Source organism: Pseudomonas sp. AFG_SD02_1510_Pfu_092 (assembly GCF_003331055.1).
Taxonomy (GTDB): Bacteria; Pseudomonadota; Gammaproteobacteria; order Pseudomonadales; family Pseudomonadaceae; genus Aquipseudomonas.
Map to the genome: position 1 here is coordinate 1 of NZ_PUQD01000067.1, position 18,060 is coordinate 18,060.

The following is an 18,060-nucleotide window of genomic DNA, read 5'->3' on the forward strand; positions in this document are numbered from 1 at the left end:
CCCCCCCCCCCCCCCCCCCCCCCCCCCCCCCCCCCCCCCCCCCCCCCCCTTTTTTTTGGGGGGGGGGGGGGGGGCCCCCCGGCGATGGGCCGCAAGGCGGCCCCAGATTGCCTGACCTACCGAACCGGCTAGAAAGCCACGGTCGCCGACAGCAGGTAGGTCCGCGGCGTAGACAGCGTCAGCCCCGGCTCGCTGTCATCCGAGGCCCCGGCCGAACTCCAGTAGCGGTCGTCCAGCACGTTCTCGACACTGGTGCGCAAGGTAACCGAGGTGGCATCCACCTTGAACGCATAACGCGCGCCCAGGTCGTAACGCTGCCAGCCGTCGATCTGCTTGCTGTTGTTCTGGTCCAGGTACTGCGAGCTCGAGTGGATGCCCCGCGCCGTCAGGGTCAGGCCGTTCAGCCCGGGCACATCCCATTCGGCACCCAGGTTGACGTTGTACTCGGGCGTGGCCGGCGCGCGGTTGCCATCGTAGGCGCCGCCGACGGTGTCGGTCAGTTCGCTGTCGATGTACATCACCCCGCCGAGCACGCGCACGCCTTGCACCGGCTCGCCGAACACACTCAGTTCGATACCGCGGTTGTCGCGCTTGCCATTGGCGCCGAACACCCGCGAGGTGGGGTTGGTTTCGTAGGCGGGCTGGCGGATGCGGAAGGCACTGGCAGTGAAGGCGACTTGACCCAGGTCGTACTTGGCCCCCACCTCGACCTGGCGGCTGGTGAACGGCGGGAAGATCTGGTCTTCGTTGACCGCTGTCGACGGCGCGATCTTGCCCTGGCTCAGGCCTTCCATGTAGTTGGCATACAACGACAGCTGGTCGCTGACCTTGAGCAGCACGCCGCCCGAGGGCGACACTTTCTCTTCATCGTAGGCGGTAGCGCCCTTGGTACCGTCGCTCCAGTCATCCACCTGCACCCGCTGCCAGCGCGCCCCCAGGGTCAGCAGCAGGCGGTCGTCGAACAAACCCAGGGTGTCGGCCAAGGCCACGCCGGAAAAGCGGTTTTCCGTGTACACCTCGGGGTCGATGCGGGTTGGCGTACCCGGTGTCGGCGTGGCTACCGGCTGGTAGAGGTTGCTGGGCGCCGAGGCATAGCGGGCGCCGCCGTTGGTGAAGTCCATGTAGAAGTAGCTGGCGGCCAGGTTCAGCTCGTGGCTGACTGGCCCGGTATGCACCCATTTGCGCACGCCGGCCATGGCGGTACGCACGCTTTCATCCCGGGTGAAGTCGCGCGGCTGCACGGTGAAGTCGCCGGCATCGTTGCTGATCGACACGTTGTGGCGCAGGAAGTCATGGTTGCTCTTGCGCGCACCGACCGCGCCGTAGGCCAGCAGCGACTCGCTGATATCGTACTCGGCGTGCAGCGCACCGAAGGTGTCGTTGGTGCGCGCTTTGCTCCAGGCCTGGGCATAGTTGTGGCGTACGTCGTTGGCATCCGGCACCTTGGCATTGGCACCGACCAGTACCCGCTCCTGCGGTGCATCGGTGTCGCGTTCGGTATGGCCAAGGTCTGCCGAAAGGCGCAGGCGCTCGCCACGAAAGTCCAGGCCCAGCACCGCCATGTCGCGCTCGACACGCTGGTGGTCCCATTCGGTGTCGCCGGCCTGTTTCACGCCATTGAAGCGCACGCCGAACTGCTGGCCTTCGCCGAAGCGCCGGCCAACGTCCACCGCACCGCCTGCCTGGCCCGCCGAGGCATAGCTGGCGGTAAACTCGGTCAGCGGCTGGTCGCCGGCCCGCTTGGGCTGCACATTGATACCGCCGCCGACACTGCCACGCGGCGAAATGCCGTTGATCAGCTGGCTGGGGCCTTTGATGATGTCGACCCGGTCGGCCATTTCCATGTCGATCGAGTAGGTCGGCAGGATGCCGTACAGGCCGTTGTAGGCGACATCGCTGTTGAACAGGCTGAAGCCGCGAATGGTGAACTGCTCGAAACGCCCACCCGCCGGGTTGGTGGCGCGCACCGAAGGGTCGCTGGTGATCAGCTCGCCCAAGGTCCGCGCCTGCTGGTTCTTCACCAGTTCGCTGGTGTAGCTGGTGATGCTGAACGGGGTTTCCATGAAGTCGCGCGTGCCCAGCAGGCCTTGCGAGCCCTGACGGGCCACCTGGCCACCGGCATAAGGTGGCGTTTCGTTGCCTGCGGCCAGGCCGCCAACGATGCTGGTCGGGGCGATTTCCAGCGCACCACCTGCCTCGGGGGCCGGCACCAATGTGAAGGCACCCTCGCCCACCGCAAGCAATTGCAGGCCGCTGCCGCGCAGCAGTTGGGTGAAGCCTTCGTCGACACTGTAGTTGCCGGACAGGCCATTGCTCTGCCGGCCGTCGACCAGCGCCGGGTCCAGCGACAGGCTGACCCCGGCCTGGTCGGCGAACCGGGTAAGTGCCGCGCCCAGGTTTGCCGCTGGCACCTGGTAGCTGCGTCGGGCGGGTTCGTCGGCCCAGGCCGGTGCACACAACAACAGGCTCATGGCGAACAACGGATGTGCCGCACGCGCCAGTGAGCGCAGGCGGCAGGACATGACAACAGGCATTGAACAGGGCTCCCCTTTATTTGCTCCTACCGGTAATGACCGGCGAGCAAAAAAAAGGGGACAGCCTCATGCGCGATTTTCTCGCGCCGCCAGGTTCACCCAGTAACGCGTACGCGTGTGCACCTGCAACGGCAGGCTGGCGGCGAGCAAGGCCAGCACCCGGTCGGTGTCGTCGAGGCGGAACGTACCGGTCACGCGCAGGGCCTCAAGTTCCGGCGCCCAGCGCAGCACTCCGGGGCGATACCGGCGCAGCTCGTGCAGCAGCTCGCCCAAGGGGCGGTCCTCCAGGCGCAGCACCCCTTCGCGCCAGCCCAGCAGCCATGCGTCCAGGCCGGTGACCGGGCCAACCGCGGTCGCTTGCAGGCTGGCCTGCTGCCCGGCCTGAAGCAGCACTGCCGGGCCTTGCCGCGGCTGCAGGTTGGCCGTGCCCTTGAGCAGCGATACCCGGCACGCCTGATCGACCAGGCGCAGGCACGCCTCACCGGCCTCCAGCGCGACCTGGCCATAGGGCACCTGCAACGTCAGGCTCAGGTTGCCGGGCAAGCTGACGGCCACTTCGCCACGTAGCAATGTCAGGCGCCGGGCGCCCAGGTCGATATTCGCTGCACTGTCGGTGTTCAACTGCAAGCTAGTGCCATCGCTCAGCAGCACCTGCCGGCGCTCGCCGACTGCGGTGTGCATGTCGGCGGCCCAGGCTTGCAACGGCAGTTCGCGGCTTGCCAGCCAGGCCGCTGGCAACAACGCCGCCACGCCCAAGGCTTGCTTGAGCAGCGCCCGGCGGCCGGCATCCGGGCGGTCCAGAGTGGCCATGGCCACTGCGCCGGGTAGCGCGGAAAAGCGCTGGCGCAACAGCAGTGCCTTTTGCCAGGCGTGTTCGTGCAAGGTGCTGCGGGTGCGCCATTGCTCCAGACGCAGCAGGTCACCCTCGCTGGCGCCGCCGGAGTCCACCAATGCCAGCCAGCGGGCAGCGGCCCGCAGTGCCTCGCGGGTTTCGGGGCAATGGCCGTTCATTACAGTTCGGCCAGCAGGCAATGCTCGTAGGCCTGGGCCATGTAGCGCTTGACCGAGCGCTCGCCAACGCCCAAGCGCTTGCCGATCTCGGCATAGCCCAGGCCCTCCAGCTGGCTCCAGAGAAAGGCCTTGCGTACCGGCGCCTTGAGGCCGTCGAGCAATTCGTCGAGGGCTTGCAGGGTTTCCAGCAGCAGCCAGCGCTGCTCTGGCGAGGGCACCTGCTGTTCGGGCAACTGCGCCAGTGCATCGAGGTAGGCTTGTTCCAGGCTGCGCCGCTGGTGGAAGTTGCTCAGCAGGCGCTTGCCCACGGTCAGCAGGTAGGCACGCGGTTCGCGGATGTCTGCCAGCGGCTGCGCGCTGGCCAGCACCCGCAGGAAGGTATCCTGGCTGAGGTCGGCGGCATCCCAGGCATTGCCCAGGCGCCGACGCAGCCAGGTTTCCAGCCAGCCGCGATGAGCCTGGTACAGGGCAGGCAGGCTATGCTCCGGTGGCGGCGCGGCGTCGATCATGAGGAAGGCCCTGCGGTGGCGTAAATAAGATTAATTCTAATTTACACCGTGCCGCAGAACCAAGCGCTTTGTTACCTGTCAGGCAATCGCCGCATCCACCAGCACCTGGGCTTCCTGCACCAGGCGCTGCAGGTGCGCCTCGTCGATGAAGCTTTCGGCGTAGATCTTGTAGATGTCCTCGGTGCCCGACGGGCGCGCGGCGAACCAGCCATTGGCGGTCATCACCTTCAGCCCGCCAATCGCCTGGCCATTGCCCGGCGCATGGCTGAGGATCTGCACGATCGGCTCACCCGCCAGCTCGGTCGATTTCACCTGCTCCGGCGCCAGCTTGCTCAACAACGCCTTTTGCCGGGCATCGGCCTTGGCTTCGACACGGGTGGCGAACGGCTTGCCCAGCGCCGCCGTCAGGTCGGCGTAGGCCTGGCTCGGGTTGCGCCCGGTGCGCGCGGTCATCTCGGCGGCCAGCAAAGCCGGGATCAGGCCGTCCTTGTCGGTGGCCCAGACCGAGCCATCGCGGCGCAGGAACGAGGCGCCGGCGCTTTCTTCGCCACCAAAGCCGAGCGTGCCGTCGAACAGGCCCTGGGCAAAGAACTTGAAGCCCACCGGCACTTCGTACAGGTCACGGCCCAGGCGCTGGGTAACGCGGTCGATCAGGCCGCTGGAGACCACGGTCTTGCCGACTGCGGCATCGCTGCGCCATTGCGGGCGGTGGCGGTACAGGTAGTCGATGGCCACCGCCAGGTAGTTGTTCGGCGGCAGCAGGCCATCGGGGGTGACGATGCCGTGGCGGTCGTGGTCCGGGTCGCAGGCAAAGGCCACGTCGAAGCGTTCGCGCAGGCCGATCAGGCCCTGCATGGCATAGGGCGAGGACGGGTCCATGCGGATCTGGCCGTCCCAGTCGACCGTCATGAAGCGGAAGGTCGGGTCGACCTCGGTGTTCACCACTTCCAGATCCAGCTGGTAATGCTCGGCAATCGCCGACCAGTAGCGCACCCCGGCCCCGCCAAGCGGGTCGACGCCCAGGCGCAGCTTGGCGCCGCGAATGACATCGAAATCGATGACGTTTTCCAGGTCGGCCACGTAGTGGCTTACATAGTCGTGGCGCTGGGTGGTAGCGGCCTGCAACGCCTGGGCATGGTCGATACGCTTGACCCCCGCCAGGTTGGCCGCCAGCAGTTCGTTGGCCTTGGCCTCGATCCACTTGGTCACATCGCTGTCGGCCGGGCCGCCATTGGGCGGGTTGTACTTGAAGCCACCGCTTTGCGGCGGGTTGTGCGACGGGGTGATGACGATGCCGTCGGCCAGGCCCTGGGTACGGCCACGGTTGTGGCAGAGGATGGCATGCGACACGGCCGGCGTCGGCGTGTATTCGTCATCCTTGGACAACATCACCTGCACACCGTTGGCGGCGAGCACTTCCAGGGCACTGGCGGTGGCCGGTGCCGACAGGGCGTGCGTGTCGGCGCCGATGAACAGCGGGCCATCGATGCCTTTCTCCTGGCGATACAGGCAGATGGCCTGGGTGATGGCCAGGACATGGTACTCGTTGAAACTCAATTCCAGCGAAGTACCCCGGTGCCCCGAGGTGCCGAAGGCCACCCGCTGGGCCGCCACGGCAGCATCGGGGCGGCCGGTGTAGTAGGCGGTGAGCAGTCGGGGAATATCGACCAGCACGCTGGCCGGAGCCGGCTTGCCTGCCAAAGGACTGAGCGTCATGCAAAAACCTCGAGTTCAACGGATGTTGGTGTTGGAGCGTGCAGTGTACTGAGAGTTGCAAGGGTGTGCGATGGGCAGCCAGCAAAGAACCATGGCACCAGGCCGGTCGGCGTTTTGCCCAGCCTGGGCAGGTGGTGGAAGGGACCGCTCGTCTGAAAGCAGAGCGCACGGAATAACTGCGGAACGGCTGACATCTGCTGAGTTAAAGCGGCCATCATGCATGGAAAACGTTTGCCCAGGCGTCATCGGCCCGCTGCAACCCACCGCCGCGATGTGACCGTAGTCATGCATTTGCACATTTGTCGTATTTGCCGCAGAGAATTACCCGTGACAGGTGCTATGTTTACCTTCCCGGCGGCTGCATAGATGTGGCCACCTGTTCACCACATCCAGGCAAGGACAAGGAGGCTGGCATGAACAAGATGACGTTCCCCAACGCCTGCCAGGTGATGCGCTGGCATTTTCACCCGCTGGGCTTCGAAGCCAGCATGGATGCGCCACGCAGCATGGTTGCGCGGCTGTTCGACCGCGCCACCGGCGAAACCCTGCTGGCGATTGCCGGCATCCCCTGCTCGGCGATCATGGCCGCTGCGGACGTCGAACGCATCATTGAGGCCGTCGAGGCGGAAATGGACGCCTTCTTCCCCGCCTTCACCCTGCGCGACGCGGTCTAGCCGGCAGCGCTTCTATCCTGGCGCAGGGTCTGCAGCTTACCCATGAATTGCTCGGCCGGCACCGGCTGGCCCAGCAGGTAGCCCTGCAGCGAATCGCAGCCCAGCCGAGTCAGGAAGGCTTGCTGTTTATCGGTTTCGACCCCTTCGGCAACGATACGCAGGCCCAACGCCTGGCCCAGCGCCACGATGGCTGAGACGATCGCTGCGTCGTCGCTGTCCTGCTCCAGCTCGCGGACGAAGCCGCGGTCGATCTTCAACTCGTTGGCCGGCAGGCGCTTGAGGTACATCAGGCTGGAATAGCCAGTGCCAAAGTCATCGATGGACAAGTCCACACCCATGTCGGACAAGCGCTGCAGCACGGTCAGGCTGGCATCGGCGTCGTGCATGGCGGTGGTTTCGGTGATTTCCAGGGTCAGGCAGTTGGGCGGCAGGCCGTTCTGCTGCAGGGCGCGGGCGACGCTGTCGACCAGCCCGGCATGGCAGAACTGGATGGCCGACAGGTTCACCGCCATGCGCCAGCCCTGGTGCCCCTGCTCCAGCCACTCGCGCATCTGCCGACAGGCCTCGTGCAGCACCCACTCGCCGATGGGGATGATCAGGCCGGTCTTTTCCGCCAGGCCGATGAAGCGGTCGGGCAGCAGCAGGCCCTGCTGCGGGTGCTCCCAGCGCAGCAAGGCCTCGGCACCGATCGGCTGGCAGGCCTGGGCGTCGAACTTGGGCTGGTAGTGCAGGCGGAACTGGCGCTGCTCCAGCGCCTGGCGCAGGTCCTGCAGCAGCTGCAATTGCTGGCGGGCGTTGCTGTTCATCGACGCATCGAAGAAGCTGTAGCCATTCTTGCCGGCGCTCTTGGCGTGGTACATGGCGGCGTCGGCGTTGCGCAGCAGCTCGTGCTGGTCCTGGCCGTTGCCCGGGTACAGGACGATGCCCAGGCTTGCCGTCAGTTGCAGGTCGTGCTCGGCCACGCGGAACGGCCGCGAGACCAGGTTGACCTGCTTCACTGCCACATCCATGGCATCGTCCGGCTCGCGCAACTCGACCAGCAGGACGAATTCGTCACCGCCGATGCGCGCCAGGGTGTCCTGGCTGTGCAGGTGACCGCGCAGGCGCGCCGCCACGGCCTTGAGCAGCAAGTCGCCGACATGGTGGCCAAAGGCATCGTTGACTGGCTTGAAGCCATCCAGGTCGATGAACATCAAGGCGAAGCAGCCGCCCTGCTCCGCCACCTTGGCGATGGCCTGCTCGATGCGGTCCGCCAGCAGCGTGCGGTTGGGCAGGTCGGTGAGGGTGTCGTGCAGCGCCAGCTGGGTCAGTTCCTGGTTGGCCAGGGTCAGCGAGCGGGCCAGTTCGGCGGTGCGTGCCTCCAGGCGGGCATCCAGCACCGAGGTGAGCAAGGCCACCGCCAATACCGCCAGGGTGGTAATCAGCACCAGGTAGACCAGGCCATCGCCTTGCAGGCCACCGCCGGCCAACGCCCCGCAGAAGCTGCCCTCGGGGAAGTTCGCCGCCGCCATGCCGGTGTAGTGCATGCCGACGATGGCAACCCCCATCACCACCGCCGCCAGACCGCGGATCTGCCGCACATAAGGGGTATGCGCGCGCAGGCGGAAGGCAATCCACAAGGCCGCCGCCGAGGCGCCCACGGCAATCAGCAGCGAGGCGCCGAACAGCGTCGGGTCGTAATCAATGCCTGGCAGCATGCGCAGCGCGGCCATGCCGGTGTAGTGCATGCAGGCGATGCCGGCGCCCATGATCAGCGCGCCAAAGGCCAGCTGCAGCGCTGGCAGGCTCGGCTGGCTGACCAGCCACAGGGCGAAACCTGAGGACAGCACGGCGATCAGCAGCGAGAACGCGGTCAGCGCGAGGTCGTAGCCCAGGTCGATGGGCAGGCTCAAGGCGAGCATGCCGATGAAATGCATCGACCATACGCCGATGCCCATGGCCAGCGCGCCACCGCCCATCCACAGGCAGGCAGCCCGGCCTTTGGCCGTGGCGATGCGACCGGTCAGGTCGAGGGCGGTATAGGACGCCAGAATCGCCACGCACAGCGAAATCAACACCAGCGAAGAGGAGTAGCTACCGGTCAGCATCGAGAATTCCAGCGGGGCGGGAGGCCCGGAAAAAGCTGACGATTGTACTCAAGCTTTGGCGAAACGCACGGGCTTTTTGGCGAGCGGTAATGGATCGAGGCAGAGGACGACATGCGGTCACGCAGGAATGCACTTTCCTTTGTGGGAGCGGCCTTGTGTCGCGAAAGGGTTGCGAAGCAGCCCCAGCAATATCAGCCATTGTGCCGAGAGCCTGGGGCCGCTTTGCGGCCCTTTCGCGACACAAGGCCGCTCCCACAAAGCGCTGCGAGTACTTCAATCCTGCTCGGCGAAGGCTTGCTCGGCGTCCCAACCACCACCCAGCGCGGCCACCAGCTGCACGCTGGCCACCAGGCGCCCTTGCAGCAGGTTCAATACGCTGCGTTCGTTGCTCAGCGCCGTGGTCTGCACGTTGACCACATCCAGGTAGCCGATCAGTCCGGCGCGGTACTGGTTCTCGGTCAGGCGCAGCGACTCGCGGGCGGCATCCAGCGCCTCCTGGCGCACCACCGCTTCATCGCCATACACCTGCAACTGCACCAGCAGGTTTTCCACTTCCTTGAAGCCGTCGAGCACGGTCTGGCGGTACTGCGCCACGGTCTGGTCATACACCGCCACCGTGCGGTCCACCTCGGCGCTGCGCTTGCCGGCGTCGAACAGGGTCAGCGCCAGCTGCGGGCCCACCGACCAGTAGCGGTTGGGCAGTTCGATCCAGTTGCTGAAACTGCTGCTGGAATAGCCACCGCTCATGCTCAGGCTCAGGTCAGGGAAATACGCCGCGCGCGACACGCCGATGTTAGCGTTGGCAGCCATCACGTTGCGCTCGGCGGCGGCGATGTCCGGGCGCCGCTCGAGCAACTGCGACGGCAGGGCAAGCGGAATCTGTGGCAGTGCCGGTATCGCCTTGCTGTCGGCCAGGGCAAAGTCGGCCGGGGCCTTGCCCAACAGCACGGCGATGGCGTTCTCGAACTGCGCGCGCTGCCAGACCAGGTCGATCAGGTCGGCCTGGGTGGTCTTCAGCTGGGCCCGCGCCTGGGCCACCGCATCGGGGCCGGCGACCCCGGCGCGGTACTGGTTTTGGTTCATCCGCAGCGAACGCTCGTAGGCGGCGACGGTGGCTTCCAGCAAGCGCTTCTGCTCGTCGATCACCCGCAGCTGCAGGTAGTTCTGCACCAGCTCGGACTGCTGGCTGAGGCGGATCGAGGCGAGGTCAGCCAGGCTGGCTTCGGCACTGGCCTGGTTGGCATCGAGGGTTTCGCGCAGCTTGCCCCACAGGTCGATTTCCCAGCTGACACCAAGCTGGGCGTTGTAGGTGTTGCGAATGCCGCTGCTGTTGTTGGACAGGCTCGAACTGGAGCTGCCGGTGCCCTGGGCCGAGCGGTTCTTGCCAACGCTGAGGTCGAGGCTGGGGAACAGTGCCGCGCGGCTGCTGCGCACCAGCGCCTGGGCCTGACGGTACTGGGCTTCGGACTGGGCAACGGTCTGGTTGCTGCGGTTGAGCTCCTCGACCAGCGCATTGAGCCCGGCATCGCCGTAAATTTCCCACCAGGCGCCGCGGGCGATGGCATCGGACGGCGTGGCCTGGGTCCAGCCTTCGGCGTGCTTGAACTGCGCCGTGCTGCCCAGCGCGGGCCGCTGGTAGTCCGGGCTCAGGGTACAGGCACTGAGCAAGGCCACGCACAGCCCGGCGCCGAGCAGGCGCGAGCCACGGCCACGGGTCAGCATCTGCAAGGCACGGTGAAGTGGGGTCTGGGCAAAAGTCATAGCGGGGTTTCCAGGGCGGCGTCGGTGCGCACGCCACGCCAACGGTTGAAACGGTGGCGCAGGCGGTCCAGGTACAGGTAGACCACCGGCGTCGTGTAAAGGGTGAGGACCTGGCTGAACACCAGGCCGCCAATGATGGTCAGGCCCAGCGGCTGGCGCATTTCTGCGCCTTCGGCCTGGCTCAGCAGCAATGGCAAGGCGCCGAGGATGGCCGCCAGGGTGGTCATCAGGATCGGCCGCAGACGCAGCAGGCAGGCGCGGCGGATCGATTCTTCCGGGGTCAGGCCCTGGTGGCGCTCCAGCTGCAAGGCCAGGTCGATCATCAGAATGGCGTTCTTCTTCACCACACCGATCAGCAGGAACAGCCCCAGCAGCGAAATCAGGCTGAATTCGCCACCGGTGGCATACAGCGCCAGCAAGGCGCCGACGCCGGCCGAGGGCAGCGTCGAGAGAATGGTCAGCGGGTGAATGTAGCTTTCGTAAAGAATGCCCAGCACCAGGTACACCAGCACCAGCGCACCGAGGATCATCAGCGGCTGGCCTTCCTGGGTCTTGGCGAAGGCATCGGCACTGCCGCCGAGCCTGGCGATCACTTCCTCGGGCAGGCCCAGTTTGGCCACCGCACGTTCCAGCGCCGCCATGGCCTGGTCGGGGCTGTAGCCTTCGGCGACGTCGAAGGCGATGCTTTCGGCGGCGAACTGGCCTTCGTGGCTGACCCGGTCATTGGCCAGGCTGTTCTCGTAGTGAGCGATGGTCGACAGCGGCACGCGTGCGCCGTCGGCGGTGATCACCTGCACCTGCTCGAGGGTGCTCGGGTCCCAGGCGTATTTCGGGTTGATCTCCAGCACCACCTGGTACTGGTTGAGGCTGTCGTAGATGGTGGAGATCTGCCGCTGGCTGTAGGCGTTGTTCAGCACCGTGGTGACCATGTCCATGTCGATGCCCAGGCGCTTGGCCTGGTCGCGGTCGACCACCAGCGTTACCTGCTGCGTGCCGGCCCCGTCACGGGCGTCGATGGCCGTCAGCTGCGGCAGTTCCCGCAGCGCCGCCACCACTTTCGGGAACCACTCGCGCAGCGCGGTCAGGTCGCCGCTTTGCAGGGTATACAGGTACTGCGACGAGGTCTGGTCACGGCCGCCACCGCCCAGTTGCAGGTCCTGGTCGGCCATCAGGAACAGGCGCCCGCCGGGTACCTTAGGCATTTCCTTGCGCAGGCGCTCGATCACCTTCTGCGCGTCGAGCTTGCGTTCGCTGATCGGTTTCAGGCGCACCAGCACCATGGCGTTGTTGGTGCCGCTGTTGCCGCCGATGAAGCCGGCAACGCTCTGCACCGCCGGGTCGGCCAGCAAGGCGCGGCGATACACTTCCATTTTCGGCTGCATCACGCTGAACGACAGGCCGTCGTCGCCGCGGATGAAGCCCATCAACTGGCCGCTGTCCTGCTGCGGCATCAGCGTCTTGGGCACCACCACGTACAGGGCGATGTTGATGCCGATGGTGGCCAGCAGGCTGAGCAGGGTCAGGCGTTTGTGGCGCAAGGCCCAACCCAGGCTGCGGTCGTAGGCAGCGACCATGCGCTGGTGCAGCCAGTCGCTCCAGCGCTGCAGGCGGCTCTGCTCGGCCTGCTGCGGCTTGAGCCAGCGGGCGCAGAGCATCGGTGTAAGGGTCAGCGACACCACCAGCGAGACGATGATCGCCGCCGCCAGGGTGATGGAAAACTCCTGGAACAGGTTGCGCACGATGCCACCCATGAACAGGATGGAGACGAACACCGCCACCAGCGACACGTTCATCGACAGCAAGGTGAAGCCCACCTCGCGGGCGCCGAGGTAGGCGGCCTTGAGCGGCGGCTGGCCGTCCTCGATGTGCCGGGAAATGTTTTCCAGCACCACGATGGCGTCGTCCACCACCAGGCCGGTGGCGAGGATCAGCGCCATCAGCGACAGGTTGTTGAGCGAGAAGCCGCACAGGTACATGACCGCGAAGGTGCCCACCAGCGACACCGGTACCGCGAGGCTTGGGATCAGCGAGGCGCGCAGGCTGCCGAGGAACAGGTAGACCACCAGGATCACCAGCACCACGGCCATCAGCAGGGTGTGTTCGGCTTCCTTGAGGGTCGCCTTGATCACCGGCGAGCGGTCCATGGCCACGTTCAGTTGCACATTGGCCGGCAGCAGCGATTGCAAGGCCGGCAACTGCGCCTTGATCTGCTCGACCGTTTCGATGATGTTGGCGCCGGTCTGGCGGTTGACCACCAGCAGCACCGCACTCTGGTCATTGAAGAAGCCGCTGTTGTAGCGGTTCTCGACGCTGTCGGTAATGCTCGCCACATCGGCCAGGCGCAAAATGGTGCCGTTCTGCTGGCGGATCACCACCGGCGCGTAGTCCTTGGCACTTTCCAGCTGGTCGTTGGCGCGCACCTGCCAGCTGCGCCCGGCGTCCTCGACGAAGCCCATCGGCCGGCGCTGGTTGGCGTTGGCCACCGCCGTGCGCACCTCGTCCAGCGACAGGCCGTACTGGTTGAGCAATTGCGGCTCGACGGCAATCCGCACCGCCGGCAGCGAGCTGCCGCCGATCTGCACCTCCCCTACCCCCGGCACCTGGGCCAGGCTCTGCGACAGGATGGTGTCGGCAAGGTCGTACAGCTGGCCTTTCTGCAGCACGTCCGAGGTCAGCGACAGCACCATGATCGGTGCCTGCGACGGGTTGATCTTCTTGTAGGTGGGCATGCTGCGCATCCCGCTGGGCAGCAGGTTGCGGGTGGCGTTGATCGCCGCCTGCACCTCGCGCGCCGCACCGTCGATGTCGCGGCCCATCTCGAAGCCGATGATTACCCGCGTCGAGCCCTGGTTGGAGCTGCTGGTCAGCGTGGTCACCCCGGCGATACTGCCCAGCTTGCGCTCCAGCGGCGTGGCCACGGTGGAGGCCATCACCTCGGGGCTGGCACCGGACAGGTTGGCCGACACCACGATCACCGGGAAGTCCATCTGCGGCAGTGGCGCCACCGGCAGCAGGCCGAAGCTGACCCCGCCCAGCAGCATGATCGCCAGGCTCAGCAGCATGGTCGCCACCGGGCGCCGAATGAACGGAGCGGACAGGTTCATGCCTCGGCCTGCTTCGCGTCAGTGGCCGGGCGCCAGCGGCGGCCCAGGCGGTCGAAGTACAGGTAGATGACCGGGGTGGTGAACAACGTCAGCACCTGGCTGACCAGCAAGCCGCCGACCATCACCAGGCCCAGCGGCTGGCGCAGCTCGGCGCCGGAACCGCTGGCGAGCATCAGCGGCACCGCGCCGAACAGCGCGGCCAGGGTGGTCATCAGGATCGGCCGGAAGCGCAGCAGCGCCGCCTGGTAGATGGCATCGCGCGGGCTCATGCCCTGCTGGCGCTCGGCCTCGAGGGCGAAGTCGATCATCATGATCGCGTTCTTCTTGACGATGCCGATCAGCAGGATGATGCCGATAATGGCGATCATGCCCAGGTCGTTGCCGCTGATGAGCAAGGCCAGCAAGGCACCGACTGCCGCAGACGGCAGGGTCGAGAGGATGGTCACCGGGTGGATGTAGCTTTCGTACAGCACGCCCAGCACGATGTACATGGTCACCACCGCCGCCAGAATTAGCAGCAAGGTGCTCGACAGCGAGGCCTGGAACGCCTCTGCCGCGCCCTGGAAGCGGGTCTGCACTCCCAGCGGCATGCCAATATCTTTCTGCACCTGCTCGATCACCTGCACCGCCTCGCCCAGCGATGCGCCGTGGGCCAGGTTGAACGACAGTGTCACCGCCGGGAACTGGCCGATGTGGGAAATCGCCAGCTGGGCCTGGCGCTGCTCGATGCGCGCCAGCGCCGACAGGCGCACCTGGCCGCCATCGGTGGCCTTGACGTGGATCGACTCCAGCGCCTGCGGGCCGATGGTCGCCGCATCCTGCGACTGCAGCACCACGCGGTACTGGCTGGCCTGGGTGTAGATGGTCGAAATCTGCCGCTGGCCGAAGGCGTCGTACAAGGCGTTGGTGATTTGCGAAACGCTGATCCCCAGGCGGCTGGCCATGTCGCGGTCGATCACCAGGTACACCTGCAGGCCCTTGTCCTGCAGATCGCTGGCGACGTCGGCCAGTTCCGCGCGCTGTTGCAGCGCCTGCACCAGCCTGGCGCTCCACTGCGCCAGCAGCTCGGCGTCCGGCGACGACAGGCTGAACTGGTACTGGGTACGGCTGACCCGGTCCTCGATGCTCAGGTCCTGCACCGGCTGCATGAACAGGCGGATGCCCACCAGGCGGTCGATCTGCGGCTGCAAGCGGTTGATCACTTCACTGGCGGTGACGTCACGCTCGCCATGGGGCTTGAGGTTGATCAGCAGGCGGCCGCTGTTGAGGGTGGCGTTGTCGCCATCGACGCCGATGTAGGACGACAGGCTCTGCACCGCCGGGTCCTGCAGGATCACCTTGCTCAGGGCCTGCTGGCGCTCGCTCATGGCGGCGAACGAGATGGACTGCGGCGCTTCGGAAATGCCCTGGATCACCCCGGTGTCCTGCACCGGGAAGAAGCCCTTGGGCACCACCATGTACAGCACCACGGTGAGCGCCAGGCTGGCCACGGCCACCAGCAGGGTCAGCGGCTGGCGCTTGAGGACCCACTGCAGGGCACTGCCGTAGTGCCTGATCAGCCAATCGATCCAGGCGCCGCTGGCGCGGTAGAAACGCCCCTGCTCCGCTTCCGTCGGCTCACGCTTGAGCAGCCGCGCACACATCATCGGCGTCAGGGTCAGCGACACCACCAGGGAAATCAGGATGGCCACCGCCAGGGTGATGGCGAATTCGCGGAACAGGCGGCCGACCACATCGGCCATGAACAGCAGCGGGATCAGCACCGCAATCAGCGAGAAGGTCAGCGAAATCAGGGTGAAGCCGATTTGCCGCGCACCCTTGAGCGCCGCCTGCAAGGGCGTCTCGCCCTCCTCGATGTGCCGGGAGATGTTCTCCAGCATGACGATGGCGTCGTCGACCACGAAACCGGTGGCGATGGTCAGCGCCATCAGCGTCAGGTTGTTGACCGAGAAGCCGGCCAGGTACATCACGCCGAAGGTGCCGATCAGCGACAGGGGCACGGCAATCGACGGAATCAGGGTGGCACTGAAGCGGCGCAGGAAGACGAAGGTGACCATGACCACCAGGGCGATGGCGATCAGCAGTTCGTGCTGCACATCCTTGACCGCCGCGCGGATGGTCTGGGTGCGGTCGGTGAGCACCGAGACATCGAGGCCGGCCGGCAGGTTGTCGGTGATCGACGGCAGCATCGCCTTGATGCGGTCGACCACCTCGATGACGTTGGCGCCCGGCTGGCGCTGGATGTTCAGCAGCACCGCGTGGTTTTCGTTGGCCCAGGCCGCCAGGCGCTCGTTTTCGGCACCGTCGACGATTTCCGCCACATCCTTCAGGCGCAGCGGCGCGCCGTTGTTGTAGGCGAGGATCAGGTTGGCGTATTCCTCGGGGGAGCGCAGCTGGTCGTTGGCGTCGAGCATCGACACCCGGGTCGGGCCATCGAAGTTGCCCTTGGGCTGGTTGACGTTGGAGGCGCCGATCAGGGTGCGCACGTCATCCAGGTTCAGGCCGTTGGCGGCCAGGGCTTCGACGTTGACCTTGATCCGCACCGCCTGGCGCTGGCCGCCGGCGATGCTGACCATGCCGACGCCGCTGATCTGCGCGAGCTTCTGCGCCACGCGGGTGTCGACCAGGTCGTTGAGCTTGGGCAACGGCATGGTCTTGCTGGAGATGGCCAGGGTCAGCACCGGGGTGTCGGCCGGGTTGACCTTGTTGTACACCGGTGGCGCCGGCAGGTCGCTGGGCAGCAGGTTGCTGGCGGCGTTGATCGCGGCCTGCACCTGTTGCTCGGCGACGTCCATGTTCATGTCGAGGTTGAAGCGCAAGGTCAGCACTGAGGCGCCGCCGGAGCTGGTCGAAGCCATTTGTTCCAGCCCGGGCATCTGGCCGAACTGGCGCTCCAGCGGCGCGGTGACGGCACTGGTCATCACTTGCGGGCTGGCGCCGGGGTACAGGGTCATGACGCGGATGGTCGGGTAATCCACCTGCGGCAAGGCGGACACCGGCAGCAGCTTGTAGGCGATCAGGCCGGCCAGGACGATGGCCAGCATGCTCAGCGTGGTGGCGACCGGCCGCAGAATGAACAGGCGCGAGAGGTTCATGCGCCCGCCTTGCCTGCTGCTTCACCGTTTTGTGCCGAACCTTTGGCTTCTTGCCCCTGCAACTGCTGGCCCGGGCTGGTCGGCACTTGCGAGCTGTCTTCGACCACTTCGACCTTGGTGCCTTCGCGCAGGCGGTCGGTGCCTTCGAGCACCAGGCGGTCGCCGGCCTCGAGGCCTTCGAGAATGACGCTGTTCTCGCCATCGCTGGCGCCGACCTTGAGCTTGCGGATATTCACCGTGCTCTGCGCGTTGACCACGTAGGCGAACGTGCCGTCGTTGCCGAACTGAATGGCCGCCGCCGGGGCCAGGGTCACCTGCCTGAGCGTGTCGGCCAGCAGGCGCACGTTGACGAACTGGTTGGGGAACAGGGCCAGGTCCTTGTTCTCGAAGCGGCCCTTGAACTTGAGGGTGCCGGTGGTGGTGTCGATCTGGTTGTCGATGCTGCCCAGCACACCCGTGGACTGCAGCTTGCTGTCACTGCGGTCCCAGGCCTCGACCGGCAGGCTGGCGCCGCTGCGGTAGCGTTCGAGCACGGTGCTCAGCTCGGTTTCCGGCAAGGTGAAGGCGACGCTGATCGGTTCGGTCTGGGTGATGACCACCAGCGCGGTGGTGTCGTTGGCTGCCACCAGGTTGCCCAGGTCGAGCTGGCGCAGGCCCACGCGGCCGTTGATCGGCGCGCGAATCTGGGTGAAATCGAGGTTCAGGCGGGCGTCGTTGACCTGCGCCTGGTTGGTCTTGACCAGCCCCTGGAACTGCGCCACCTGCGCTTCGGCGGTGTCGAGGGTCTGCTTGGCGATGCTGTCTTCGGCGTACAGGCCTTTATAGCGGGCCAGGTCGACCTGGGCGTTCTTCAACTGCGCCTGGTTCTGCGCCAGGGTACCTTCGGCCTGTTGCAGGGCGATGCGGTACGGCCGCGGGTCGATCTCGGCGAGCAGGTCGCCAGCCTTGACCTGCTGGCCCTCCTTGAAGTGGATCTTCACCAGTTCGCCGGCCACCCGGCTGCGCACGTTGACGGTATTGGTCGCGGTGACCGTGCCCAGGGCCTTGTAGTACAGCGGGAAGTCGCCCACCCGCACCGGTTCGACGCGCACTGGCACCGGGTCGCTGGAGCCGCCGAAGCCCGGGCGGCCGCCCATCATGCCCATGCCCTTGCCGCCGCGCCCGCCACCGGCGTCCTTTTGCACAGGCGCCGTTGCAGGCCACAGCCACCAGGCCAGTGCAGCCACCAGCAGCAGGATCAGCAGGCCGACGAGCCAGCGACGGGGGGAACGGGAATTGAACGCTTGCATGGGTTGAACGAACCTTGTTCGGAATGACGGCTTGGAGAGGATGAACGATAAGCACTGGCTTCGTATTAGCAAAGCGCCTTTACCAGAGGTTTACCTTTGCCTGACGTTGCCAAGACGCTGAACTTTAAATGAAAACGGCCCGGAACGTGGTCCGGGCCGTTTACAGGGTGTTGCCTGGAGCGGTGGCGGGCTAAAAGGTTTCCGTTGCCTGTGCCGGCCTCTTCGCGGGCTTGCCCGCTCCCACAGGGACCGCACCGCCTTTGAAACCTGTGCAGTACCT

10 protein-coding genes are annotated in these 18,060 nt (G+C 66.1%); 1 reads left to right on the plus strand and 9 read right to left on the minus strand.

Translation table 11 applies throughout. The features are described 5' to 3' along the window. Window positions 1–128: 128 nt before the first annotated feature. From C6A77_RS21885 to pgm, 4 genes are all read right to left on the minus strand, one after another. Window positions 129–2,534 carry a TonB-dependent receptor gene (locus C6A77_RS21885; protein WP_114171345.1) on the minus strand — a complete coding sequence of 802 codons (2,406 nt, stop codon included), beginning with the start codon at window positions 2,532–2,534 and terminating at the stop codon, window positions 129–131. 66 nt (window positions 2,535–2,600) lie between these two features. Continuing rightward, on the minus strand, window positions 2,601–3,545 hold the full coding sequence (locus tag C6A77_RS21890) for a FecR domain-containing protein (RefSeq protein WP_114171346.1): 945 nt from the start codon (window positions 3,543–3,545) through the stop codon (window positions 2,601–2,603). Continuing rightward, window positions 3,545–4,054, minus strand: a complete 510-nt coding sequence (locus C6A77_RS21895; RefSeq protein ID WP_114171347.1) for a sigma-70 family RNA polymerase sigma factor — start codon at window positions 4,052–4,054, stop codon at window positions 3,545–3,547. Before C6A77_RS21895 ends, C6A77_RS21890 begins: the two co-directional genes overlap by 1 nt. Window positions 4,055–4,132: 78 nt before the next feature. Further along, the gene (gene pgm, locus C6A77_RS21900) at window positions 4,133–5,770 is read right to left on the minus strand and encodes a phosphoglucomutase (alpha-D-glucose-1,6-bisphosphate-dependent) (protein ID WP_114171348.1); all 1,638 of its coding nucleotides are present in this window, start codon (window positions 5,768–5,770) and stop codon (window positions 4,133–4,135) included. Window positions 5,771–6,183: 413 nt separating this feature from the next. On the opposite strand from pgm, the gene C6A77_RS21905 reads away from it, so the two are divergent. Then, complete coding sequence (locus C6A77_RS21905) at window positions 6,184–6,444, plus strand: DUF1652 domain-containing protein (protein ID WP_114171349.1); 261 nt, start codon at window positions 6,184–6,186, stop codon at window positions 6,442–6,444. On the opposite strand, the gene C6A77_RS21910 is transcribed toward C6A77_RS21905, so the two are convergent. The 5 genes from C6A77_RS21910 to C6A77_RS21935 all read right to left on the minus strand — a co-directional run bounded on the left by C6A77_RS21910 (window position 6,441) and on the right by C6A77_RS21935 (window position 17,780). Next, on the minus strand, window positions 6,441–8,531 hold the full coding sequence (locus C6A77_RS21910; protein WP_114171350.1) for an EAL domain-containing protein: 2,091 nt from the start codon (window positions 8,529–8,531) through the stop codon (window positions 6,441–6,443). The genes C6A77_RS21905 and C6A77_RS21910 overlap by 4 nt on opposite strands. Before the next feature lie 273 nt (window positions 8,532–8,804). After that, on the minus strand, window positions 8,805–10,292 hold the full coding sequence (locus C6A77_RS21920) for an efflux transporter outer membrane subunit (protein WP_114171352.1): 1,488 nt from the start codon (window positions 10,290–10,292) through the stop codon (window positions 8,805–8,807). Further along, entirely contained in the window at window positions 10,289–13,396 is a 3,108-nt protein-coding gene (locus C6A77_RS21925; protein ID WP_114171353.1) for an efflux RND transporter permease subunit, read from the minus strand. The genes C6A77_RS21920 and C6A77_RS21925 overlap by 4 nt, the downstream gene beginning before the upstream one ends. Further along, complete coding sequence (locus C6A77_RS21930; RefSeq protein WP_114171354.1) at window positions 13,393–16,491, minus strand: MdtB/MuxB family multidrug efflux RND transporter permease subunit; 3,099 nt, start codon at window positions 16,489–16,491, stop codon at window positions 13,393–13,395. The genes C6A77_RS21925 and C6A77_RS21930 overlap by 4 nt, the downstream gene beginning before the upstream one ends. Further along, the gene (locus tag C6A77_RS21935; protein ID WP_114171355.1) at window positions 16,488–17,780 is read right to left on the minus strand and encodes an MdtA/MuxA family multidrug efflux RND transporter periplasmic adaptor subunit; all 1,293 of its coding nucleotides are present in this window, start codon (window positions 17,778–17,780) and stop codon (window positions 16,488–16,490) included. Before C6A77_RS21935 ends, C6A77_RS21930 begins: the two co-directional genes overlap by 4 nt. Window positions 17,781–18,060 lie beyond the last annotated feature (280 nt).